Genomic DNA, 22,274 nt, shown 5'->3' with positions numbered 1-22,274 from the left:
CTACCATCGCCGGCCGGGCGGGGTCGAGATCGTCACCAGCAGGCTTTCCGCCCGGGCAAGGTTCTGCTCCACGACGCCCCTTATGTCGCGCGCGACGGTCTGCTGCGCCGCCGTGCGGGCAATTCCCCGCGGCCACTCGCCCTTGAGGTCATTGGCCAGTTTCTCGACATCTCCAGCCGACAGAGGCGGCGTGCCCAGCAGTCGGCGCACACTTGCCAACGTGCTTTGCCGCGCGGCATCACCCGGCGCCTGGCCTTCGAATTCCCGAAGCCGCGCCCACAGACGGGCGAGCATCGCCCGTCGACGAATGATGTAGTCATCGAAGATCAGGTTGACGATGCCGTAGCGCTCGGCCGAAAGGCGCGCATCGAACCCGTTGGCGGCAAGCAGGCCGCCCGTGCTTTCGGGCGGCAGCAGGCCGGCATTCAGCTCCGCGCGCACCGGAATGCGCCTGATGACCGGCCGCAGCAAGATGCCCTGCCCCTCCGCGGAAAACAAGAAATCGACGAAGCGCTCGGCCGCCTCTCCATTACGCGCCCGCGAGAGAATGGCGATGTTGGCCGGCACGTAGATCGGGTCCGGCGTCAGTGCGAACACATTCTCGCCACCCGCGACATCCGGCGCCTTCGCCAGGAAATCGATGGTGACGCCGATGCCAAAGCGGCGTTGCGCCACGCCCGAGGCGACGCCGAAGCTGCGCGCCGTGACCGTCGAGAGATTGCCGCCAATCTCTGACAGCAGCGCCCATCCCCGCTCCCAGCCATAGGCCTGCAGCAGGGCTTCCACGATGAGATGCGTGGTGCCGGAGCGGGAGGGCGAGGTGATGCCGATATGACCGGCATAGGCGGGTTTAAGCAGATCCTGCCAGTTCTGCGGCACCGGCAGGCCATACTGCGCGAGATAGGCCGCATTGTAGACGAGCCCGTAACCCGACAGCGCAAAACCGAGATAGAATCCATCTGGATCGTTGACCGAATAACCGAGAATGCGTTCCGGCGCGCCGGTCTGGCGCGGGCGGATCGCCCTCAGGGCCCCTTTGCGCTTCAGAAGCTCGAAGGCATCCGTCGCCGAAGCCCAGAAGATATCCGCGGCAATCTCAGGCTTTTCGAGGATGAAGCGACTCGCACTGCCCGTGTTGCGTTGGACAATCGTGACGCGCACGTCAGGATTGCGAGCTTCGAAGGCCCGCTGGAATGGCTCGTAGAAGGACGGCGGATAGGAGGTGATAATCGACAGATCTTCCGCTCTTGCGCTGCTGAGTGCACAACCGAGAAAGACGATCAACGACAGAAGCCAAAATACGCCACGAGGATGTCCGTGCCGGTTCAAAGCTCACTTCCCTCCGGTCAAAAAAGTCTGAGTGCATCAAGGTGAGCGCCAGAACTTTGTCTGCGTCCGCGGCGGATGTCCACCCCGAAACTCCGGACGCCAAAGCTCATCCAAGCTCTTGATGGGGATCGAACCGTCGGCCCCTACATAAACGTAGTCGATCAGCTTAGCGGCAGATTTTCTGGCCATTCTTGCGCGCCATGGAGTACGCGAAGAATTCGAACTGTCGTCTCGGCAGCAGTGTAGGCGGCGATGTAAGGCGTGCCACTGATGACGAGTTCGCGCGTCCCGGCAATTCGACCCACGCGCCCACTGGCAGGAAAATCGAGCAAGCGACGGGCGCCAGCGGCTATCCGTTCATCAATCAAGACGGCAGCTGCGGGATTATCTGCCTCGATGTATGTGAAGATGGCGTCACGATCCGATAACGCAAAAGCAGACCAAGTAAGTTTCACGATTCTGGTACACCAGCTTTAAGGCGGGCCGCCGCTCGACGTTTGGCAAAGTGCGCCTCGGCCTCGTCGTCCGATAGATCCGGTCGAGTATCGTTTAACGCTTCGAGCACCTTGGTCCGAAACCAGGCGTCATGCGCCTCACTGCCGGATAAAAGTTCAAGAGGCAGAGCACCTTCGTTAGCAGTCCGGGTGAGCATGATACGAACCGCATCAGATACCGTGAGGCCCATGCTTTCAAGGACGGCAGAAGCACGATCCCGGACTTCGGAATCAATACGTGTTTGTACAAGAGCGTTTGCGGCCATGGCTGTCTCCATATTCAAGGAGAATGTAATGCAATTGAATGACGTTTTCTAGCTGAAATTTCACGCCTTCATTCCCCGTTCACGGCTCTCTTAAATGCTCTTGAACGGATACGAACCGCCGGCCCCGCTCTCGTGGAGCCCACGCGACAAACGGGACCGGTTGAATTTCAAGGGCTTGAGCAAGTCAGCAACCGTCCAGCTCAATAGAACCTCCCCTCATACTAATGTGACATTTTGAAAAAGTTATCAGAGGCAATAGCCGGTTAGCTGCAACAAGTATCTTTCGCGAAGCGAGGGGCATTCTGGGTGCAGAAGCGGCGGTAAGCAGCTCAGGCTGCTCGTTAGACTGAACTTCGCGATAAACCCCGAGGTAATATCCGGATTGACGACATTGATGCACCTGAGCTCAGTCCGCCCAGATGCAAGGCCGAACGGATGCGCAGCAAAACAACCAAACACCGTCTTCTCACTCTCTTGAACACGGGCCCGTTCTCGCTCGTGTCCGCCGATCGCGATCGAGACCGGTATGGCAGGTAGATTCGAGCCGTTAAAGGCAACGGCCGATCACTTGGATCGATGCTCGTCAAGAAGGGCCGTGCCCGGCTCTGGACCGATCCCGGCAACCGTGGTGCAAGTAGCTCCATGGTTTAATCCAATTCTGGCTTGGCTTGGACAGATTTGCTCTGATACTTTTCCACGGAATCATCGACCGGCGCTCTCGAAATCGCGTCGCAAATGCAGGGAGGAGGGCAAGCGGGAGATGAGATACAGCCTTTACGGACTGCTGTCGGACAAGCTGCAAGGCATGACTCACGATGAGCTCACCAATGGCCTGCCCGGTGAGCTTGGATTTCCTATCCCAACCGGTGAGAGTTTGTCCAAGCGTGAGCGCATCAGTGCGGCTCTCGAGACGAAATCCGAAAAGGAAGTTGCGGATTTTGCACTCGCTCTGGCATTTCGGACCGATGACGTCCGCCTCGACGAGACTGCCCGATCGGTGCTGGAACGCGGGACACCGCCGATCACTGAAATCACGCGGCGCGACATCGCCAAGGCATTTGGTTACGATCTTTCGGGAGATCGTCCTTTGATAGAAATGATCGAGCGGCACTTTGCCATCGGCTCGCCGTTCGATGCCTTTCTGCCGTCATCTGCCAGTACGCTTCGCGACAAGATCATCCGCCATATGGTTCATCATGAAACGGATTGGACGGTGGAATTTCTGTTCGAGCAGATCGGCGCATTCCAGTGCTCAAGGGCCCGTTTCGCTGCGCTGATCGGTGATGCTGTGCACCCACTCGCGCGCCGAGGTAACGATCAGGTTGCGATGGTCGAAAGCCTCAACAGGATTCTGGTCCGCGACCATTATCACCTGGTGCCTGCCGGCGCGGAATCCGGTTATCCGGTCTATGAGCTGCAAGCCATTCGCCGCGGAGTGGATGGACAGGCAAAGAACCTTGTATTCGCATCTCGCGGCCCGAAACCGGAAATCGGTTTCGCTGACGCGATCAACAACGACATTGTGATCCTCTCTGGGCAGGACAGTTGTCTAGTCTACGACCGGCCGCTCGGGCCAGGAGGTCTGTTTGGTCCCAGCTAGTCGATTGGTGGCGGAATCATCCGGAATGCGGGGAAGGTGATCCGGCAAAGGGTCTTGGCGTGCGCTTGCAACAATCGCTCATGTCCGACGGAGAGCGAAACCTCTTTGCCGCCTACTTCAAGGCATTTCGCGAGCGCATGGGGCCACGCCTCCCGGCGCTCATCCCTCAGGTCTACCTGCACTACGATCCCACTGTCGTGAAACTGCTCCGCGGTAGATTGCCGTTGCCACGCCAGCGCATGGATTTTCTGATGCTGCTGCCGCAACGGCAACGCGTGGTTATCGAGGTCGACGGCAAGCAGCATTTCAGCAAAGACGGCCAACCTTCGCTAGACATATATGCCGACATGGTTTCCGCCGACAGGGAGCTCAGGTTGGCCGGCTATGAGATCTTCCGTTTTGGTGCCAACGAGACGACCCGACGCGATCACGTTGCGCGATTGACGGCATTCTTCGAGCAGCTGTTCCGAGCAAATGGTATCGATCCGGGCTAGTAGGCACAGTGAGCGTTATCGGGCTATGGCGACAGGGGCAGACAATGGAACTGGAACCGGAAAGGATTGATGCGGTGTGGCGAGCGCTGCAAGGCCGGGCACCTAAATCGACGTCCTTTCCCAAGAGTGTCGAGGACCGTATGGTCGAAAGCCGATGGGTTTCGGACACAGAACTGGAAGACATCCTGTTCGCCCTTGACCGCAGGCTGGATCCTCCGGCCGTTATCGATCCTGCGGAGTTGGCTTCGAAACTCGATCTTCCGTACCGCTTCGTTTATCCCCGCCCGCGGACACGTAATGACGACGTTATGGGGTTTCGGCGACTGGGGGTGACCGATGCAGCTGCATTTTGCATATTTCTCGAACGCCTCGGCTTCCGCATCGATCTATCGTCCTTATGCGCGCGCCTGCGAGATCATCTGCAGGACAGGACGCATCTAACTGACGAAGAAATTTCCGTGCTCTTTTACGATGGCAACCGTCATCGCATGTCGCCTGTCAGCTTGTGCGCGCCGCATCGCCCCTGGGGCGGAATAAGGACCTTAAAGCTCAAGACCGAGGACGGCTACAGGATCGAATATCGCACAGACAACGCAGGCGTCGCAATCTCGCTTTCCGTCCACGCGCCGAGATACCGCAAACCTCCGGCACCTCAATCCGTCGAATGCCCGAGCTGCGGCCTTACCTATATGAAAGGGTCTCCGACCGACGAGCGCGAACATCGCAAGGCCCATCGTCGTTGGTCCATTGTGAACGACCCCAAGCCGCATCGCAAACTAATCGTCGCTCTGGCCCGCGATACCGACGCTTGCTGGGTTGGAGCCGATGCGCCAAGCTGGAAGCGGAAGGAAGTGTACGAGCGCGCGCGGCTGTTTCGACGCGAATTCGGATACGATTTCGTGCAATGGTCGATCGAGGACGATCCGGACGCAATCGGCTTTCTGTTTTCGGACGGGATTGGCAGGATTATCGGGGCCTGTGCATTCCGGCCGCAGCAGGGAAATGCGGCCCGCCCATGGCGGCTCGATTGGATTTGGCTATGCCCGGATGCACGCAGGTCGGGCTGGCTGGGACGGGAATGGCAGCGGTTTCGCCAACGCTTTGGGGATTTCGACGTCGAACCTCCGCTATCCAAGGCCATGAAGGCCTTCTTGATTAAACAACGGCGGGACGATTTGATAAGATGATCGTCGCCAGACAGACCTTGGGGAGGGACAACGGGGTGAGAATTGAAAAAGCCGATGTCGAAAACTACGGCGTCTATCTCAAAGACAAGTCGCGACCACCGAGCCGTGGTGGCAACAAGAAGGCTTGGCATCAGCATGTGTTGACGATTAATGGCGAAAATTACTCATTTCTCGCCGCCTGGTCCGGCAAGTTCGTCTTCAAGGGAGAGGCCGTCAGTTTCGACTGGGAATGGGACAGCACCCAGAAGTATCGAAATGTCGATGCCGTCACAGTCGTAGCCGTCGGCAAGGATGGCAAGGAGAAGCGACGCGGCGAGCGGGGAGGCAAGCTATGGCGAACGGCAGATACCCGGCCTCCAGGCCGGCGCAGTGAGTGGAATGATTGAAGATCTGACAATCGATCTAGCATTTTTATGCTGATCAACGCCAAGCGAGTGGCCGTCTTGCGCCCCTTAAGAATCCCAGGAGTAGCGGGAGGACGGGATCACGACAGCACGGGAATACGTGGAGTACCACGAGGCGGGCACAAGAGGTTGATTTGTCTGGATTTTTCGAATTTTCTTGCGCCAAATCACGCAATTGAGCGTATCTGACTGCGCGATTTGAGCTGCTCCCAAGCGAATGGAGGCCCGACTGGCCTATTTAGAAAGCGCGATTTGAGGAGCGCAATCCCTCATTGCCGATCTCGGACCGTTCGGACATTGTGTGTCCAAGAGATGAACAGCAAGGATGATGGAAATGGCAAATGGCAGGCAGGCGTCGGTCAAACGGCTGAAGATGGCGGAACGGGCGCAGCAGCAGCTGGAGCTGCACTTCCCTGGAACACCGGCGACCTTTTTGTGGCATCGCAAAACCAACGACGGTTTCACCACCATCGCCAGAACACTGCCGATCGCCATGCAGATCATCGACTCACAGACTAAGGGCAGCCCTGCCGGCCACACTCTGTTTGGTCTTTGGGCCCGAGCTCCGGATTTCCCGTTCGTCACGATCGAAAACCCTGCCACTTTTGCCGCTGAAGCCGGATTCACGGGAGAGCGAGCGGTCGACACATGGCGCAAGCGCATGAAGGCGTTGCGGGACCTCTGGTTTATTGCCTGCAAGAATGGACCGTCTGGAGATTTCCATTATGTGATGCTTATAAACCCAAACGTCGCGGTCGAGTACCTTCAGCGGCAAGGCAAAATTCAGCCCGGACTTTATGCGCGCTTCATCGACCGTGTCATGGAGATAGGAGCTTACGGCGAGATCGAAGGCTTTCGCGAGTACATGCAGGCCTTGGAGGAATACAACAAGGCACAAGCTGAAGCGGCCAAAGCTGGCTCTGCTGCACGTGAGAACGACGGTATTGTCCCAGCAGACGCTGAGGCAACAGGATGAGAAGTGCCAAAAACGAGAAAAGCCCGCCAATGGCGGGCCGTTCCCTTATATCGTATGACGATGAGGGTGGTGTTACCCCGCGACCTCACGCGCCTTTCGATAAAGACTCTATTCTAAACCAACCGTCGCTGTCAATGAACGTGTCGGCAACTTTATAAGGAATAAGAAGATGCCGTTCACTCCAGAAGAAATTCACAGCCTTCCAGCGGTTTTATCAGCACCAAGATTCGCAACCTACCTGGCAGAGAAAGCGAGCGACAAGGAAGCGGCGCTCGAACTCTACCGCTGGAATATGGAATTGTCGGCTGCTTTTTTTGTTCCGCTCCAAATATGCGAAGTGAGCGTCCGCAATTCAATAGTTGCGGCGATTGAGAACACATACGGGGCAAACTGGCCATGGGAAAAAGGCTTTGAGATCAGCCTTCGAAATCCCCAGTTTGGCTATAGCCCTCGCCGGGACCTGATCGGGCTGAGCAAATTGCCGACCTCCGGGAAAATTGTTGCGGAACTTAAGTTCGTGTTTTGGGAAAGGATGTTCACCAAGAGCCATGACGCCGCCGTCTGGAACAAGCAATTTATGACGGTTTTTCCTAACGCCGATCCAGCGAAAACCGTCCAGCAGCTTCGCGGCGAAGGCTTCGACAAACTTGGAAAAATCCGTGATTTGCGCAACCGCATCGCCCATCATGAGCCGATCTTCCGGCGTAACATTCAGGATGAGTACGACCGGGTCAGATCCATCGTTGCCTGGACCGATGAGACGGCTGCGGACTGGCTGGACAAAGTTGAAAATGTCACAGCGATGATTGCGACCAAACCATAGTTTGGCCGAAAGAGTGCGTCGTTCGCGAAAATAATCGGATTGTCGTTTTAGTTCGGATCGGTCGGCCAAGCGTGGGGGCGCGACTAAATGCAATTGCCGTCTGAGCGATTGAAGTAGACACCACCATCGGCGCGCCTTGAGGGCCGCACAATCATCTCCCCACCAGGCGCTGATTAACACAATCCGCGCGGATTAGTTTTCCTCTCCATCTATCTTTGCGCTCCTCAACACTAAGCCGATTGATTCCAGCGACGGAATACCACCAGGATACCAGCGCGGATTCCATAGGCGATGAACCGAGCTTGGTGTGGACAGCGAAGCTACAGAAAAGAGCCGTCGAGCCCCCTCCAGAAAACGTATTAACGAAAATATTCATCATGTGAATATTTTTTTGAATATTTTGACAAGATGTCGCGACGGCGGTATATGGAGAATGTCAAATGGTAGAAGGCGATTCGCACTTGAACAGAGACAACGCACTACTTGCTGCTCGAGAACGCTTCGAAGCTCCAATTTGGGCGCTAATTAGCGAGCTGGAAGCCACTTTGGCCGATTTCGCGAAGGTCCGGCATGTGAACTTGGGTGACCCAAGGGCCACCGGATCGGTACTTAACGGGGCGATGACGGAGGCCGGAGCTGCGGCCAAGCTCGGCGATCGCGGACTGAGCATCAACTATTGCGAAAATGGTCAGAGCAATAAGATATTCGGTGAGCTCGGCATTGACGGGAAAGTCTTCACTGTCTGCTTTGAGCTTCATCTTGCCGGGCCGCGGGGCGGCACCTCGAAAGCTGCGCACCAATTCGCCGCTTACGATATTGAAAGCGAGCCCACTCTTCCCGGCTTTGAAGTGGAGGCACCATCCGACCTTCTGTTTTTCATTGCCTGCCATCTCAGTGGCACTGGCGCTTCGGTCGCCCGGGCATTTCTGAAGTTTGCCGATAAGGTCGATCAACGGAAGATTGAGATCCACCGCGAATTGCCCGGTGAAGCCACTGGCGCGGCGGAGACAGGTCCTATAGATGGGCCGAGCGGAACCAAGTTGTCGTTGAAGAAGGAAAAAGGGGACGAGTTCAACCATGGCGGCAAAACCGATAAACGGGGAGATGCTGCTTCTAGCTCGTAACAGGCGCGGAAAGACCCAAAAGGAATTGGCCACTGGAACTGGGGTTGCTCAAGCAGCAATTTCTCGGATCGAAAACGGCACTCGAGACGTGCTTTCATTGGAAGAAATCCAATCGATTGCGCGTTTTTTGGGATTCCCGGTAAGCTTTTTCTACGAGCAGGAGCTGCTGTACAGAACACCAATGAGCCTTCACGGGGCAGCTTTTCGAAAGAAGGCCGCCGTTTCCGCAAAGGATCAACATGCTGTCATTGCGCTCGCCAACCATTTCGTATTCCAGTTCCGCAGGCTGCTCGACGCGATCGATTTGGAGCCCGAGTATCCGCTTCTTCAATTTGAGGTCGTTGATAGCAATTCGAGTGTGAGTGAGCACGCCAGCGCAGTCACCTCGGCCAGCATGGCGGCCCTTCATGTGCGCGCCTCCTGGCAGTTGGGGGATACTCCAATCGGCAACTTGGTCCGTTATGTTGAATCAACGGGCATCCTCGTTGTCGAAGGCGACTTCGGTGAGGCCGACATCGATGGCGTCACGCTTAGGCCAGCGGGAATGAAGCCGGTCATTGTACTCAATCAGAACCGACCTGTTGATCGTAAACGCTTTAGCCTGGCGCATGAATATGGACACGTCGTGCTTCATCCCTATCCGTATGAAGCGATGGAGAAAGAGGCGAATGAGTTCGCTGCGGAACTTCTTATGCCACGCTCGGGGGTCCTGGCAGACCTTAAGCGAGGGCTTTCAATTCCGAAGCTGGGGCTACTAAAGCAAAAATGGCGGGTTGCTATGTCTGCCTTGATCTACAGAGCGAAGACGCTCGGGGTAATCCCAGATGAGAGCGCGACACGTTTGTACAAGCAGATGAGTATGTATGGGTACAGGACACGAGAGCCTAAGGAATTTGATATCCAGCCGGAATCAGGGAAGCTCAGTAGACAGCTTGTCGATCTTCATATGAAAGAACTCGGCTATTCCCTCGAGGAATTAGCTGATGCGCTTCGAACGGATCCAAGTGAATTTGCTCAAATGCATGGCCTTGCGCCACCCCAAAATGATACTAAGGGGGCAGACAAGCCAAAGCTGCGGCTTGTAGCGAGCCGCGACTGACGCTGGACTGCATTGGAGTTACCGGAGCTGGAACGCGAGGTCCGGTGGCTCGATTAACTTGCGGCTCAGCTGACGAGCGCGGTCCGCCATCTATGGGCGGTACTTCTCTTCACAATGTTCCTTTGCGAGCTGCTTAAGAACCAAATATGTCTATTCGTCCGACATCTAAGCGAGAAGGTTGAAGAGCTTGTTGCGAGCATCCTGCGCATTGTCGCGCTAGGTCGGTGAATAAGGCCCTCGTTCCGGCGCGCTCGATGTCGTCTTCGGCCCGAATGAAGCGATGCATAAGCAAATTGAAGGTCTGGAGATGAACGGCGCTTCGATAGCCCCGACGACATAGCATTTCCTGTAAATCGCGCCCCATAAGCGAAACGAAAAAGGCCTGTGCACATTCCGTGGCCACTTCGCGGGGCTGGCGATCACGCCCACTCGACTTTATCGTTTTCGTCGGTCCAGTGGCAGAGAGGTATTTGCCATTAGAATGGGACGAGTACGGCGAGCGGGTTACCTCTCGCCTAAACCAGGGAGTTGTTGCTTGAGATTCAAAGAGTTTGCGAGCCTCATTACATTGAGCGAAATCCTCATCTCCAAGGACAATGCGGGGTTTGAGCGGCTTGACGAAGGCAAATGGGTCAAGGGACGGTTTGACAAGAGCATTCGGATCGATCAGCCGACCCATGGTGTAGGACAGACGCATGCGCACGTATATGGGCGAAAGGGCGTCGAAATTGGCGTGGTCAATTTCGACGGTACCGCAAGCCATGGAACCAAATGCCGGCTGAGCGATGCAGATGCAGATGAGCTGCGCAAGCGCGGCTTCATGATCGGAGCCGGCAACATCGTCGAGTGGATCGTGCTACCGACACAACCTCAGCTGCTTTTGGGGTGACGACGGCGCTTACGCGCCGCCGAATCTCCAGACTTGGATGCCAAGCCATGGCGTTGATCATGCCTCATCTGTCCTGAAGATTAGTGCGTTCTCTGTAAGCATAAGAGCATGCTTTGCGGCCACCGCCGTCGTCGCGCATTCCCACCTTCGAGTATTGATCACGAGGCATTTTTGCTTTTACTGTCTGACTAGAGGGGTTTGGCATCTAAGCTAGCAGGCGACGCGCGTTGCCACCGGGGGTTTGGGGATATGAAAAAATCAGCAGACGAGGCTCAAAGGAAGACATCCAAAAAGCCTTACAACGAGCGTACCGATCTCGAGAAATTGCAATCGCAGTGGAACAAGCTGTCCGGCCTCCATTTGAGAGACGAGCCTTCTGCCGCGATTGTTCGCTGCGCAACGGCTGCCGAAATTGCGGCGAACTACGCCATCCGAACCGAATGGGCTCGCCAGACCGAATTCGATGCCGCGATTGTCGACCAGTTCCTTCGGTGGGCAAACGGTCTGCACGGCAAGGTGACGCGCTTGTTTGTACCCGTTTATTTTGCTCACCCTGCGAAGAGCAAAATCGCGAAATCACTCATCAAGTCGGCTGAGAACATCAATTCTGTTCGAAACGCCGTCGTACATCAGGGCACGTTCAGCAAAAAAGAAGAAGCCGAGGCCGCGATGGCCGAGGCGAAGACGTTCATCAACCTGATCGTCGGCCTTTCAATTCCCGAATTCGACATCACCGCCAAGGCGAGCAGCAAATAGCGCTGGGCGATTGGAGAAAAGCGAACGTGTTGAGTTCAACTGCGGAGTTGTGGGGCGTCGACATAATCATCGGCCTAACGACCCATACCAAACATAAGCATATTCCCAGTCCGGTATCGCCAAACTTCGAAGCACCAGAGGCGGCGGCGACCCTGACCTTCTCTCCGATAGCGCTGGCGGCGGCGGTCGCCAGGACGGCGACGACACGTCAAGCGCGGCCACAACTACTCACCGGCCTTAAGAATAGCGCGCTTTCTCAACTTGAGTGCCTGATCTCGAACACGAAAACGTTTAAACTTGCGGCTGATTTCGCGGACTTGGCCGACACGGAGCGAACACTGTTCACCGCACGGTGCGGCGCCGGCATCACCGATCTCTATATGAATGCTCTGGGATATGTCTGGCGCGCGAATGCGGCGTGCTTGGCCAGTACGCTCGATCCTCATGCCGATTTCCTCTACGATGGCGGAAATGTCGAGGGCCACGGTGTTGTATTGGCCGAGGCGCACGGCTCGTTCGCGGCCAACGCCACGGCAAAGACCATCGCTGCGCAGGCAAAGCGTAAATATGGGCGGCAGGTAAAACCCTATGTAAATGTCGGCTCACCTTACGGCCATGTCGTCCACGGCTATTCGGTAGCTTTCGGCTCAAGGCCGGGCACATCCGGCGCGTTCCTAAGCGTTGCCGAAACCCGGATTCCGAAGCCCAAGAAAAAGGCTTCACCGCCGCCCTCGAGCCAGCCGCCTACCGGCAGCGGTGTTACAACGCCAATAGCCCTGGCGACACACCGGTCTAACTTCTTGCTCATGGGCGCGAGCGCTGTCGTCGATTGGATTGACTGGATCAATGCAGCAAGCGAGTTTCCAGAGGATCCCGGGCCGGTCACTTTCGTCCGTTTCTCCTACGCCGGTCGCTGGTACATGGGCAATGTCCTATCCATCCGGCAGGCTCTCCGCGCCTACTGGTGGCACGACGAGCTCTTGGACTTTCCGCTTTGGCAGCGGCTTGCTATGCGGGATACTGTCATTCGCGGTTTGTTGGGCAAGTCAAACGGCTGGTTTGTCATGGAAGAGACGGCCTGCCGGGCGTTCCTAAACAGCCTCACTGGAATGATTCAAGCCGGCGGTCGTGATCGTCCCGCACAACTCGACTTGCCCAGCTTTGACCCCACTGGTTTTGGTATTGGCGAGGACATCCGAGGTCGGCTTGCCGACGGCTCTGACTATAAATACGCGCTGTTTCGCGACGGCTTGGCTCTGGTAGGCGATCCGTTTCGACCGAAAAAAATCGAAATCAGGCGTTGGTCACCGAAAGAGGGATTCCAAGGCTAATCGAACTGCATAAGCAATCCGGGAAGCGATTGGCGACCAGCATTCATTCATGCGGTTTCGGAAACAGAAAATCGATCCAGCCAGCGCAAGCCGCCAAGATGTTCAGCGCCATGCCTGGTGTGTGAATATCTGAGGTGCCATGCGAAAGGCCATTTCGCATGGCTATCAACGCCTCAATAGGATCGCTCATCGGCGTGTTCCCGTGAACCACTGGTGGAAGTGTACCTGCCTTGCGTGCCCGATCGACCAGATTGCGGAGTGTGCCGCGGGCGTCTCCTCCATGCCCATTCAATCGGAATTTGATTGCCAGTTCGAAAGCCCCGAACGCCTGGACTTCCCCCACGACAAAGAGATCGTAGTCGAAAAAGGCGTAGATCATGACGCTGCGCGCCCGGTCGAACGCCTTTTGTACCTCTGCTGGCGCTGCGCCCTTCAAACCAACATCGGCAATTCCCGCATGATGGTCTTTAAATGCCATTCGACGCGCGACACCCTCCTCAACAACACAAAGGTCAGCGAACCGGGAATCTGGGGCCAGAGCAGCCTCAAAAGGCTTTAGAGACATGAGGCAGTTGGCTCCTCTCTAAGCTATGCTCCCCAAGCGTCGATGATCGTGCTCAGAGGAAACGGGGTCTTTTCCTTCGACCATTCGTGGAACGGCGCAGCGGTCTGGCTATATGGGCCAGGTTCCGGTCGGTCGAACTGGACGCGTGTCGGGATATGGAATGCGCTTCCGAAAACGATCGCCTCGCCTGACGACAATATCGTCACCTGATCCAGCAGGCGCCGCGCCTGCATCGGGATGATGCGGCGGAAATGGTCGATGTCGTCCGGGTTTTGCAGGCGGTGGCTGATGAAATTGGCGCACTGACTGATGATCGTCTGGCTGATCTCACTCGGCGTTGGCTGGCAACGATGAGTGACAGTCCGAATTTGCGACCTTCCTTTGCGATGCGCTCATAGGTCAATCGGGCGAGACGATGACCACGATCCTCGTCGGTACGAGCTGGGCGGGCATAATTATGCGCCTCCTCCAGGACGAGTACCCATGGGTGCTTGTAGCGTGACGCCGCGGGCAAGCGCTCCCGCGCCTCCAGGAGGACACGCCCGACGACGGCGCAGGCATAAGGAAGCACTTCGTTGCTCAGCATCGAAAGGTCGAGCACGGACACCTTCGGACCTGTGGCAGCGCCCAAACCAAAGCGAGAGAACCAGGCGGATAGATTGGTGATGGCGGTGTCAGCGTCCTCATAGTTGAGGAATGCGCGCCACCGCTTGTCATCGAGGCGGGTCTTCAAACGCAGCTTCAGTGTCGTCAAATGAGCGTCCATCCTGAACGTGTCTTCCTTCGACACGGCGCGATTGATCAGAGACGGATCGGTCAGCGTCGAACGCGCAATCGGGATCGGTGAATCTGCGGTGCGCGCACCCGCCTCCGCCGTATCGCTCCCGCCGACAATCTTGGTCCGGATAGCGTCTTTGAGCTTCTCGGCTTCGGCTGCGATTGCGGCCTGATTGTTCATGACCTCGGTGTTGTAGTCGTTTGCGGAACGATGCGCGGTGAAGAGGGCTTCGAACGTCGTTATGTCGATATCGGTGTTCGCGAGATGGCCAGCGATGGCGTCGCAGTAGGAGCCTGCCGCCTTCTTCTTAATTTTTGTCAGCTCGCTGAGAAGCTGGTCGAGAGCGCTCATCGCGTTCTGGAGCGAACCGAGACTGGCGGCAGCCGTCGCGTTGCCGCCCTTCGCGATCGCCCACCAGTCCTTCAGCACAGGCTCCTGTGTCTGTTCAGCTGCGCTCAGCCATGCGCAGATTTCTTCCGCGTTCAGGAACCACAGCGGAATGCTGAACTCCTTGCCATTGAGATAGATGCGATCCGGTAGGCGTGTCTCAGCCACAGTGGCAGGAAAGGCTTTGGCGTATTCACCGTTGATGTCGAGGATGAAGACGTGCGGCTCCTGGGCAGCACCATCCAGCGCCTTCATCGCTTTCTGGATAAGGCTAGACACTGAAAAGGATTTCCCCGAGCCCGTGTTTCCGACGATCGCCAACGGCCTGGAGAACAGATCATTGTAGGACGCCCGCACGACATTGCGCGCTTGGCCGGTCGGAGAACCGATCTTCAGGTCGAAGTCGAAATCCTTGGCATCATAGTCTTCCGGCCTGTTGCGACGTGGTGGGATCTCAAAAACCGCGCGCAGGACGTCGGGTGATCCGATTTCTGCCGGTGTGTCCAGTGTCGGCAGGACGGATATACCTGGACTGAACGATGGCTCATCATCGGCGTGCTCGATGGTGCCCAACAACTGCACACTGGCAGTCCGACGTGGCTTCATAAGCTCCAGACTGAGATCGTCTCCGCTGGAAGGGTCGAAACTTTCCCGCGCCTCGAGGTCGGTGATGATGCCGATGACGCTTTCGCCAGCGCCCAGCGAGAAGGTGAGATAAGCATTGATGGCGATCGCCACCTGAACCCCATCGAGGGTCGCCCGCAGCGCGGAACGGGTTTCGGGCAGCAATTCCACCTTCACACGGAAGCCCTGAACTGAAACGATGTGGCCGATAAGACGTGGATTATCCATCCTACACCGCCGGATCAGGTTCGGTCGGCATTGTGGAGGAAGCGATCTGCTTCTCAAACCGCCGCAGGCGCAGGAAGTCGTCCAGCCATTGCACGTCAGGCATTACCGAGCGGGCGAAATCGTCAAAGGTGGCGTGCCTGAACTTGTCAGCAGCAAAGGCGGCGTCGGTTGGGGTGAGGACAAAAGCGCGTTTGCCGAGATCCTTGTAGCGGCGCACCCGCTCGATGACAGGACTTGCTGGATTAGGCTCAACCACGAGCATCACCAATGACGGGTTCATGAGCGCGTTTTCGATGATACGACTGACATGATCGTCACCGAAGCCGTAGCCGAGAATGAGCAGGAAGGTCTGCGGGATACCGAGACGAACCTGAAAGGACCGAAAAAGATGCGCGTAGGGCATCGTCAGGGTCTGCGCGAACTTGTTGGCCGTTGGCAGAATTCCGACCGATGGCATTCCGCCCGCCAAATCGCCGAGAACGGCCGCCTTCTCGTCCGCCTTTAGGCCGCCGTAGGTTTTGAAAGGGGCGAGGTCGGGATGCCGCGCGCGCATCTCGCCGTCCTGCTCCAACCAGTGAATGGACCCATGTAGCTTGTAGAAGTGCAGGAACTTGTCGAAGCGCCTTACGCGACCTTCGGCAACCTCGCCCGGATAATAGATGTCGAGCCCGTATACCGAAGGATCGAAGCGAGCAGCGGCGCGGCCGGTAAAACCGTCGAAATATTGGATGCCCAGCAATTCCAGCGCCTGCTCGAACAGGGTGTCGTAGTTCAACGTGAAAAGGTGGGTTCGCCCGAGATTGCTGTCGCGCGCGACGAGCTTGGAGAGAAACGCAAGCTGCGGAGCGATCTCGCTTGCCGACTTCGCCTTGGCCGTATCGGGCAAGTGCAGCGCGCATTCGGCAAAAATCGACATACGGAGACGATCGACGAACCACTTGAGATCGTCCAGGCTCGGTTCCGGCGTGCCTGGCCAGGAGACGCCGGAGAATGGCGCGTCCTTTGACTGTCCAACGACAAGCGCGTTCGCGACAAAGGACAGCCAAGCCTCGAACCCCAGTGTCGGCTCATCAAGAAAATCGGCTAGCGAAACGGCATCCCGTCGTGCCTTGATGATAGGGCCGATAGAGGCCGGCACATCGGGAAGAGCCTCAATTGTCGCAAAGACGGCAGTTTCGAGATTGGCCATCGTCTTGCCGCCCACCGAAACCGAAGTGCCGGAACCCGTCAGAACGACGAGGTTTTCCATCCGCAGCCATTCGGAGATCAGAGCCTGGAGGCGAACTCGCCCTTGTTTCTGGTCGAGCCCGAGAAGAAGATCGCCGGTGTTTCCGTCTTCCGTTAAGCCAATGAGCTGATACTCGATAGGTACAGGCGGCGCAGCCGTCATGGTACTATTCCTCTCCTATATACCGCGGCGCAGTGGATTAATGATCTGAAGCCCCGTGAAGTCATTATCGTTTTCCGTCACCACAACACAATCATTTGCGCCTGCGAGCGCCGCAATGATCATATTTAGACCGTTGCGGGGCCGCCCAGACAGCTTGCCCAGCACCATGAGCCTCGCCTAGTCCCCCTACGAAATAAGGCGTGGGGTTATCAAATTACACCCCACGCCCGAAACCTCCCCCTCCCCGTCATCTCGCGCAGGCCGAGTTCCAAAACGATCCGCCGCGCCGCCTGAGGCGTGACGTCGAGCTTCTTCGCCACCATCCCGGCCGACACCAATGGCTTTGCCATCACCAGCTCGACCAACTCCGGCAGCTTTGAAGACGCCCTGCGTCCGTCCAGCTTTCGCTCGAACAGTGTCCGCGCCAACGTCAGCCGGTCGTGCTCTTTTAGACCGAGCTCGGCGGCCGCCAGAAAACCCTGGGCGATGGCCAGCAGCCGGATTTCGCGATCGCGGTGGCGGCGCCGATCGACGGGAATGGTTTTCAGGCCGAGATTGATGGCAGCGAGATGGGCGCCGGTGGTGATGCCAGCCACCCGCAAGATCGAGGCGGCAAACAGACGGCCAAGCCAGGGCGCGTGCTGCAGCACCGAAAGCTCATTCCAGGCATCGAGGGCTATGATCGCCCGACACACCGCCGGCAGGTTTTCGGCCTGGCGCAGGACGGCGCGCCATTCGTCGAGCCGGGCATCCTCGTCCCAGTCGAGATCGTAGACAAGTGGATCCCTTTCGGCCGGCCTGTTGCCGCCGGCGCCGTCAGGCCGCCTGGCGTCCTCGATCGCGGCCGACGATCGGGCGAGAACCGCATCGATGGCGGCATAATCGATACCGGGGAGATGTTCGATGTCGTCGTCTTCCTCCTCGCCGTCCGGTTCGTTCGCGACCGCGCTCCGTATTGTGCCGGCTGCCTCCGCCGCCGCGCCGGGCGACGACATCTCCGACGTTTGCCGGAGCGTGCGAATACCTTCCGGCGACAGCGCCCAATCCGGCAACTGGCCAGAGATACGCCGGCGGGTGCGCAGCACGTCGCGGGCGATGGTGAGTTCGTGGGTGGGGGTGCGGATGTCGCGGGTGGCGTCGTGCAGGACGAGGTCTTCGAGATGGACGAGTTCGCCGTCGATCCAGAGGGAGGCGCAGGCATCGCGGAAATGCATGCGCTCGAGAAAGCCCGCGCCGACTGCTGAGCGGGCGATGCGTTCGTCGAGACGGGTGAGCGCAATGCCGGCGTCGAAGGCCGGCCGCATCAGGGCTGTCATGGGGATTTTCGTGAGATCGTAAGCCACTGAATTTATGGTAAATGATTTGCGAAAGGAAATCTATCTCTGCGTTTGGGTTCGTCACTGGATAGATTGCCCCAGCGCACCGCTGGCCATCGATAAGTATCCCTTATCGATAGTTATAAAACGCCTGCTAGGCTTGTTAACAGAGAACTGCGCCTCCACCACCCGAATTTATATTTTAACTTTCACGAGCATTTACGGGCTGTACCGAATTTCTAACTCCTCCTCGGAATTTATACTGCAGAGAATGCCACTTCTGCGCTCCGAGAAGCATGCCACAGAGCTGTTCTTCCCGTCGCTGATATGTCGCTCCATAGCGATGTCGCTCTTTTCATCGCGCCGGCTGCGGTACATTTTTTGTTAAACGTCAGCCCCTATTTCCGCTCGCCCTCGGCATTGATGTCGAGCGAATGGGAATGCGAGCATGTCAAAACCAGACCTTTCATCACGTCATTTTCAGCGCAAGATCTCAAAATTCTGCGAGCTCCGCATCGCGCCAATCGCCTCGAAGCGTTCGTCGAACGCCATCGAGGCTTATCTCACCAAACTCATCGCGCACCGAATAGTCCCTCCCCTCCTGAATGGTCGTTTCGACTGGACGGGGATCGCACGCGCTTGCCGCCTCGGTGAAGAGCTGACGGGCGACCTCAAGAAGCAGATCCGCGTCGCCCTGGATGCCATCCTGCGATGGCTGGATGCCCCACCCGTTGCGGAGGACGTCCGCTCGCTAAGACAGCAGGCATCCCGATCGCGCGGATTAGGCCAGCCGGAAGCCGCAGAAGCCGCAACAACGACCAGAAAAGCGCAGGTTGGCGATGAGGGCTTTCGCACTCGATCGACCTCAGTTCAAAGAGGACCAAAGCCTAAACACATCCCTCCGTTTCCGGAGCCATTGTTCGAAGCGAGCGACGACCCTGCGGCGTTTCAGGATGCGCTGGTCTATCAGATGCGCCGTTTCGGCGAGAACTACTGGCAGCTCTTTCGCGCCGTCGTCCGCCTCGGCGAGACGTTTGACCACAAGACCTTGTTGTCCTGGATCCAGGGCGAGCGCGTGCCGCGCTCCGTCGCCAGCTACGACATCCTCGCCCGCATTGAACGGCGATACCGTCTGCCGGCGGGATACTTCAAGGCAAAGCTCCCGCACCAGGCCCGCTCCCTGCACGGCCACGACCTGAGCGACATCACCCCGGCGGAGCGGCGCCGGATTGCTTGGCACCTTCCCGACGATTTCAGCAGCTTGCCGTTCAGCAAGCGGGAGGAAATCGTCGACTGGGTGCGCCGGGTCATCGTCTCGGGATCGACGAACTATCGGCGGTATCAAGCCGCGGCCAGCAAGCAGCGTTACGCCATCCGCTTTCCCGGGATAGCCTATGGCGGAGGAGCGCTGTCTCCGCGCACCGATTCCCTGATCGCGACTGCCAACGACAATACCGCGGAAACCTTCGAAGACCCGGATCTCTTGTCCGGAGTCGTCGACGCGCCGCCGCGGCTTGCCATGGAAATGGCCGACCTGATCCGATTCAAGACCTCGACGCTGACGGCGATCGGCTTTCAGCGGAATGGCGTATGGGGCGAGGAGACGGCCGCGCAGAAGATCGAGCATCTCGGCCTGATGTTCGGCGCGCTGGCAGCGTCGCCCACCGGCGTCGTCAAAGGCCGCGGCGTGCCGCTCAGCCAGTTGACCTTTGGCCTGCTGATCTTCCCTGGCGTGTGGGACTGGTATCTGCAATGGCGAGAACAGCGCCGCGGCTTTTACACCAAATGGGAAGAAGACATGCTGATGGTCGCGCAGGCCCTCACCCGCGCGGAGGTCGGCTGGATCCGCCAGCATCCAGAGCTATTGAAGAATGTTCGGCCCATCGATGGTCTGATCGCACCGGAGGAGATCGCGTTCGCCACGCGCGACTGGCATGGCGCGTGCGACGCGTTTCATCGCCACGCCGCCAACCGCTCGAAGGAAATCCAGCGGGTCATGCGCGTGCATCGTGACCCGTTCGAGCCAATCATGTGTGTTCTGGAAGCGGAAAGCCCGCTGGCGGAATATCGCAAGATCACAGACGAGATTCTGAACCGGATGCCGGACGAGAACCGCTACCCACGTGCTGCTGCGGAGGCCGTTCGATCCTTCCTGCTGCTCCGTCTCGGGATGCATCTCGGTCTTCGACAAAAGAACCTACGCCAGCTGCGCGTCTGCCCGCGCGGACATTTCCCGACATCCGAACGGCGCCTTGAGGATATGAAATGCGGGGAACTGCGTTGGAGCGACCGCGAGCAAGGATGGGAGGTGCTCGTTCCGTCTGTCGCCTTCAAGAATGCCGGCTCGTCCTTCTTCGGGCAGAAACCGTTCCGGCTCATTCTGCCGGACCTGCTCGATCTCTACAAATATCTCGAAGCCTATATCGACCGGCATCGCGGCGTCTTGCTTGGACCGGCAAAGGACCCCGGAACATTGTTCGTCAAGACGGTGAAGACGAACAGCGTGGATGCCGCGTATAATTCAGCAACCTTCTATGAAGCCTGGCGGACCGTGATCCAGCGGTACGGCATCTATAATCCCTATACAGGTCGTGGCGCCATCAGAGGCTTGCTGCCTCATGGGCCGCATAATGTGCGGGACATTCTGGCAACTCACATTCTCAAGCAAACAGGTTCGTATGAACAGGCAAGCTATGCGATCCAGGATACGCCGGATGTGGTGCAGCAGCACTACGGTCGATTCCTGCCACAGGACAAGGCGGCACTGGCCGCTAAGATCTTGAACCAGGTTTGGGAAGCGGCATAGGTTGGCCAGACCGAGCAGGGATCTCTTGAAATCCGAGCGGATGTGGAAACGTCCATCCGCTCGGGCGCGTTTCGATCGCGCTGCGTTGGGGTTGATGGCCGCCGACCCTATGAGAGCCAGCCGATGACAAGCCCCGCAGCGGAGAGCACGAGCACCATGACGAGGGTACCGCGCCAGACAGACGATGTGGGCTGTGCACTAGCATAGTCGTTGTCCGGTCCGGGCGAGCGATCCCATCCTGTCATTGTCCAGCCTCCGATTACGAGGTGGCATTGTAGCAAGTTCACGATCAACGGGAAATCCGGTTTCTTTCTCACCCTAGACTTGTCGTCCGGCTTCATGTGAGCCAGAATTCGAGCGGGGATAGGGGATGAAGAAACGATACTGGCTCATTGGCGCGCTGCTGATCTATGCGTTCTTCAGGCAGACGGACGATGGATCAACCGTGCCCTCTTCCCAGGATGTTGTGCCTTCCCGCGTTGAACGGGCGGTAGAAATCGAACCTGTAGAGGTCTCCGCAAAGCCGACGCGCGAACTCTCGGGCGCAAAGGTCGAGACGCCATCCAGCGATGGCCTGGCGCTTCGGCCTGTCGATGCGGCTATTCGCTACGTGTCGGGCAAGCGTGTGGGGTTTCGATCAGGTCCTTCGACGACCGATCCTATCATCGATCGTTTCGATGCCGGGAGAAAGGTCTTCCTGATGGACGAGGCGGGAGACTGGTCCAGAATTCGAGATGATCTCACCCAGCATGAGGGATGGATCGCCACTCGCTTTCTTTCCGAAACCGCGACCAGCATGAAGGCCGCACCGGCAAAGAAGGAGAAAAAGCCGGAGGAAATCGAGGTTGCCGTCCCCGTCGTTCCGGACTCAGTCTTGATCCAGCGCATTATTGCGGAATCTCTCGACTCCTATCCGAGCTCATGTGCATGTCCGTATAGCCGCGACCGCTCTGGGCGGCGCTGCGGCAAGCGGAGCGCCTATACCAAGCCGGGCGGATATTCGCCGGTGTGTTTCCCCGGCGATGTTACAAAGGCGATGATCGAGCCGTTCAGAGCGCGGTAGCCCTTTCCCCACGTATCATCGGCGCTATGATTAGCGGATAGTCTTCTTCGCCAGCCTCACCCCAGGACCGCCCCCGTTTTCCGGGATGAACTCCACACCAGCGGTTTCAAACGCCTCCTGAATTGCCTTCAATGTGGAGGCATGCGCGGGCTTTCCAGCTTCAATACGCGTAATAGTCGCTGCCGTCACCTGAGCTTCGCGGGCCAGATCTCGGACACCCCATCTCAGTGCCGCTCGCGCCATCCGAATTTGCTCTTCAGTGATCAAAATTATTACCTTGACATAATCTCTAGAACCGCCAAATTATGCCAGTGATATAATTTGGCCTAACCAAGCGGCTAAGCG

Annotated in this window: 22 protein-coding genes and 1 pseudogene; 13 read left to right on the top strand and 10 right to left on the bottom strand. The window is 57.7% G+C overall.

The window, feature by feature from the left end; all coding sequences use genetic code 11:
• From K6301_RS22715 to K6301_RS22705, 3 genes are all read right to left on the bottom strand, one after another.
• Entirely contained in the window at window positions 1-1,284 is a 1,284-nt protein-coding gene (locus K6301_RS22715; RefSeq protein ID WP_281505888.1) for an ABC transporter substrate-binding protein, read from the bottom strand.
• Between the two features lie 206 nt (window positions 1,285-1,490).
• Window positions 1,491-1,784: a type II toxin-antitoxin system RelE/ParE family toxin gene (locus K6301_RS22710; RefSeq protein WP_247221107.1), complete on the bottom strand. Its 294-nt coding sequence runs from the start codon at window positions 1,782-1,784 to the stop codon at window positions 1,491-1,493.
• Window positions 1,781-2,089 carry a type II toxin-antitoxin system RelB/DinJ family antitoxin gene (locus K6301_RS22705; RefSeq protein ID WP_044460133.1) on the bottom strand — a complete coding sequence of 103 codons (309 nt, stop codon included), beginning with the start codon at window positions 2,087-2,089 and terminating at the stop codon, window positions 1,781-1,783. The genes K6301_RS22710 and K6301_RS22705 overlap by 4 nt, the downstream gene beginning before the upstream one ends.
• Before the next feature lie 760 nt (window positions 2,090-2,849).
• Here K6301_RS22705 and K6301_RS22700 point away from each other — a divergent pair.
• The 11 genes from K6301_RS22700 (at window position 2,850) to K6301_RS22650 (ending at window position 12,772) form a co-directional block, all read left to right on the top strand.
• Window positions 2,850-3,689 carry an AbiJ-related protein gene (locus tag K6301_RS22700; protein ID WP_247221106.1) on the top strand — a complete coding sequence of 280 codons (840 nt, stop codon included), beginning with the start codon at window positions 2,850-2,852 and terminating at the stop codon, window positions 3,687-3,689.
• 59 nt (window positions 3,690-3,748) lie between these two features.
• Window positions 3,749-4,183, top strand: coding sequence for an endonuclease domain-containing protein (locus K6301_RS22695; protein WP_247221105.1), 435 nt, complete (start codon window positions 3,749-3,751; stop codon window positions 4,181-4,183).
• 44 nt (window positions 4,184-4,227) lie between these two features.
• A complete protein-coding gene (locus K6301_RS22690) occupies window positions 4,228-5,370 on the top strand; it encodes a C2H2-type zinc finger protein (RefSeq protein WP_247221104.1) in 1,143 nt (380 codons plus the stop codon).
• Complete coding sequence (locus K6301_RS22685) at window positions 5,367-5,756, top strand: hypothetical protein (RefSeq protein ID WP_247221103.1); 390 nt, start codon at window positions 5,367-5,369, stop codon at window positions 5,754-5,756. The genes K6301_RS22690 and K6301_RS22685 overlap by 4 nt, the downstream gene beginning before the upstream one ends.
• Before the next feature lie 343 nt (window positions 5,757-6,099).
• Window positions 6,100-6,750, top strand: coding sequence for a hypothetical protein (locus K6301_RS22680; protein WP_247221102.1), 651 nt, complete (start codon window positions 6,100-6,102; stop codon window positions 6,748-6,750).
• Between the two features lie 169 nt (window positions 6,751-6,919).
• The gene (locus K6301_RS22675; RefSeq protein ID WP_247221101.1) at window positions 6,920-7,573 is read left to right on the top strand and encodes a hypothetical protein; all 654 of its coding nucleotides are present in this window, start codon (window positions 6,920-6,922) and stop codon (window positions 7,571-7,573) included.
• A gap of 440 nt (window positions 7,574-8,013) precedes the next feature.
• A complete protein-coding gene (locus K6301_RS22670; protein WP_247221100.1) occupies window positions 8,014-8,697 on the top strand; it encodes a hypothetical protein in 684 nt (227 codons plus the stop codon).
• Window positions 8,651-9,796, top strand: a complete 1,146-nt coding sequence (locus K6301_RS22665; protein WP_247221099.1) for an XRE family transcriptional regulator — start codon at window positions 8,651-8,653, stop codon at window positions 9,794-9,796. The genes K6301_RS22670 and K6301_RS22665 overlap by 47 nt, the downstream gene beginning before the upstream one ends.
• Window positions 9,797-10,331: 535 nt before the next feature.
• Window positions 10,332-10,685 (top strand): hypothetical protein, encoded by a 354-nt coding sequence (locus K6301_RS22660; protein WP_247221098.1) that lies wholly within the window; start codon window positions 10,332-10,334, stop codon window positions 10,683-10,685.
• A gap of 249 nt (window positions 10,686-10,934) precedes the next feature.
• Window positions 10,935-11,441, top strand: coding sequence for a hypothetical protein (locus K6301_RS22655; protein ID WP_247221097.1), 507 nt, complete (start codon window positions 10,935-10,937; stop codon window positions 11,439-11,441).
• 26 nt (window positions 11,442-11,467) lie between these two features.
• Entirely contained in the window at window positions 11,468-12,772 is a 1,305-nt protein-coding gene (locus tag K6301_RS22650) for a hypothetical protein (protein ID WP_247221096.1), read from the top strand.
• 43 nt (window positions 12,773-12,815) lie between these two features.
• On the opposite strand, the gene K6301_RS22645 is transcribed toward K6301_RS22650, so the two are convergent.
• From K6301_RS22645 to K6301_RS22625, 5 genes and pseudogenes are all read right to left on the bottom strand, one after another.
• Window positions 12,816-13,250, bottom strand: a complete 435-nt coding sequence (locus K6301_RS22645; protein ID WP_247221095.1) for a hypothetical protein — start codon at window positions 13,248-13,250, stop codon at window positions 12,816-12,818.
• A gap of 289 nt (window positions 13,251-13,539) precedes the next feature.
• A complete protein-coding gene (locus K6301_RS22640; protein ID WP_247221094.1) occupies window positions 13,540-15,354 on the bottom strand; it encodes an ATP-binding protein in 1,815 nt (604 codons plus the stop codon).
• Between the two features lies 1 nt (window position 15,355).
• On the bottom strand, window positions 15,356-16,744 hold the full coding sequence (locus K6301_RS22635; RefSeq protein ID WP_247221093.1) for an SIR2 family protein: 1,389 nt from the start codon (window positions 16,742-16,744) through the stop codon (window positions 15,356-15,358).
• 15 nt (window positions 16,745-16,759) lie between these two features.
• Window positions 16,760-16,921: pseudogene (locus K6301_RS22630) on the bottom strand (PIN domain-containing protein); the annotation flags it as partial.
• Window positions 16,922-16,953: 32 nt separating this feature from the next.
• Entirely contained in the window at window positions 16,954-18,096 is a 1,143-nt protein-coding gene (locus K6301_RS22625) for an RHE_PE00001 family protein (RefSeq protein WP_425475438.1), read from the bottom strand.
• A gap of 412 nt (window positions 18,097-18,508) precedes the next feature.
• On the opposite strand from K6301_RS22625, the gene K6301_RS22620 reads away from it, so the two are divergent.
• Complete coding sequence (locus tag K6301_RS22620; RefSeq protein ID WP_247221091.1) at window positions 18,509-20,866, top strand: hypothetical protein; 2,358 nt, start codon at window positions 18,509-18,511, stop codon at window positions 20,864-20,866.
• A 107-nt stretch (window positions 20,867-20,973) separates the two neighbouring features.
• Here the strand turns inward: K6301_RS22620 and K6301_RS22615 are convergent, their stop codons facing one another.
• Window positions 20,974-21,111 (bottom strand): hypothetical protein, encoded by a 138-nt coding sequence (locus K6301_RS22615; RefSeq protein ID WP_247221090.1) that lies wholly within the window; start codon window positions 21,109-21,111, stop codon window positions 20,974-20,976.
• A 125-nt stretch (window positions 21,112-21,236) separates the two neighbouring features.
• Here K6301_RS22615 and K6301_RS22610 point away from each other — a divergent pair, with 125 nt between their 5' ends.
• On the top strand, window positions 21,237-21,929 hold the full coding sequence (locus tag K6301_RS22610) for an SH3 domain-containing protein (protein WP_247221089.1): 693 nt from the start codon (window positions 21,237-21,239) through the stop codon (window positions 21,927-21,929).
• 30 nt (window positions 21,930-21,959) lie between these two features.
• Here K6301_RS22610 and K6301_RS22605 read toward each other — a convergent pair whose 3' ends face one another.
• Window positions 21,960-22,172, bottom strand: a complete 213-nt coding sequence (locus tag K6301_RS22605; RefSeq protein ID WP_241605236.1) for a helix-turn-helix domain-containing protein — start codon at window positions 22,170-22,172, stop codon at window positions 21,960-21,962.
• Between the last annotated feature and the right edge of the window lie 102 nt (window positions 22,173-22,274).

Source organism: Shinella oryzae (assembly GCF_023038235.1).
Taxonomy (GTDB): Bacteria; Pseudomonadota; Alphaproteobacteria; order Rhizobiales; family Rhizobiaceae; genus Shinella; species Shinella sumterensis.
Note: the sequence above shows the minus strand (reverse complement) of the source record. Positions and strands in the feature narration are given on the sequence as shown.

What these genes read in the sequence shown, in the direction of transcription:
- K6301_RS22675 (WP_247221101.1), top strand. Translation starts at nt 6,920, where the DNA reads ATGCCGTTCACTCCAGAAGAAATTCACAGCCTTCCAGCGGTTTTATCA.
- K6301_RS22705 (WP_044460133.1), bottom strand. Translation starts at nt 2,089, where the DNA reads ATGGCCGCAAACGCTCTTGTACAAACACGTATTGATTCCGAAGTCCGG.
- K6301_RS22620 (WP_247221091.1), top strand. Translation starts at nt 18,509, where the DNA reads ATGTCAAAACCAGACCTTTCATCACGTCATTTTCAGCGCAAGATCTCA.
- K6301_RS22640 (WP_247221094.1), bottom strand. Translation starts at nt 15,354, where the DNA reads ATGGATAATCCACGTCTTATCGGCCACATCGTTTCAGTTCAGGGCTTC.
- K6301_RS22605 (WP_241605236.1), bottom strand. Translation starts at nt 22,172, where the DNA reads ATGGCGCGAGCGGCACTGAGATGGGGTGTCCGAGATCTGGCCCGCGAA.
- K6301_RS22615 (WP_247221090.1), bottom strand. Translation starts at nt 21,111, where the DNA reads ATGACAGGATGGGATCGCTCGCCCGGACCGGACAACGACTATGCTAGT.
- K6301_RS22655 (WP_247221097.1), top strand. Translation starts at nt 10,935, where the DNA reads ATGAAAAAATCAGCAGACGAGGCTCAAAGGAAGACATCCAAAAAGCCT.
- K6301_RS22685 (WP_247221103.1), top strand. Translation starts at nt 5,367, where the DNA reads ATGATCGTCGCCAGACAGACCTTGGGGAGGGACAACGGGGTGAGAATT.
- K6301_RS22665 (WP_247221099.1), top strand. Translation starts at nt 8,651, where the DNA reads ATGGCGGCAAAACCGATAAACGGGGAGATGCTGCTTCTAGCTCGTAAC.
- K6301_RS22680 (WP_247221102.1), top strand. Translation starts at nt 6,100, where the DNA reads ATGATGGAAATGGCAAATGGCAGGCAGGCGTCGGTCAAACGGCTGAAG.
- K6301_RS22635 (WP_247221093.1), bottom strand. Translation starts at nt 16,744, where the DNA reads ATGACGGCTGCGCCGCCTGTACCTATCGAGTATCAGCTCATTGGCTTA.
- K6301_RS22700 (WP_247221106.1), top strand. Translation starts at nt 2,850, where the DNA reads ATGAGATACAGCCTTTACGGACTGCTGTCGGACAAGCTGCAAGGCATG.
- K6301_RS22670 (WP_247221100.1), top strand. Translation starts at nt 8,014, where the DNA reads ATGGTAGAAGGCGATTCGCACTTGAACAGAGACAACGCACTACTTGCT.
- K6301_RS22690 (WP_247221104.1), top strand. Translation starts at nt 4,228, where the DNA reads ATGGAACTGGAACCGGAAAGGATTGATGCGGTGTGGCGAGCGCTGCAA.
- K6301_RS22610 (WP_247221089.1), top strand. Translation starts at nt 21,237, where the DNA reads ATGAAGAAACGATACTGGCTCATTGGCGCGCTGCTGATCTATGCGTTC.
- K6301_RS22645 (WP_247221095.1), bottom strand. Translation starts at nt 13,250, where the DNA reads ATGGCATTTAAAGACCATCATGCGGGAATTGCCGATGTTGGTTTGAAG.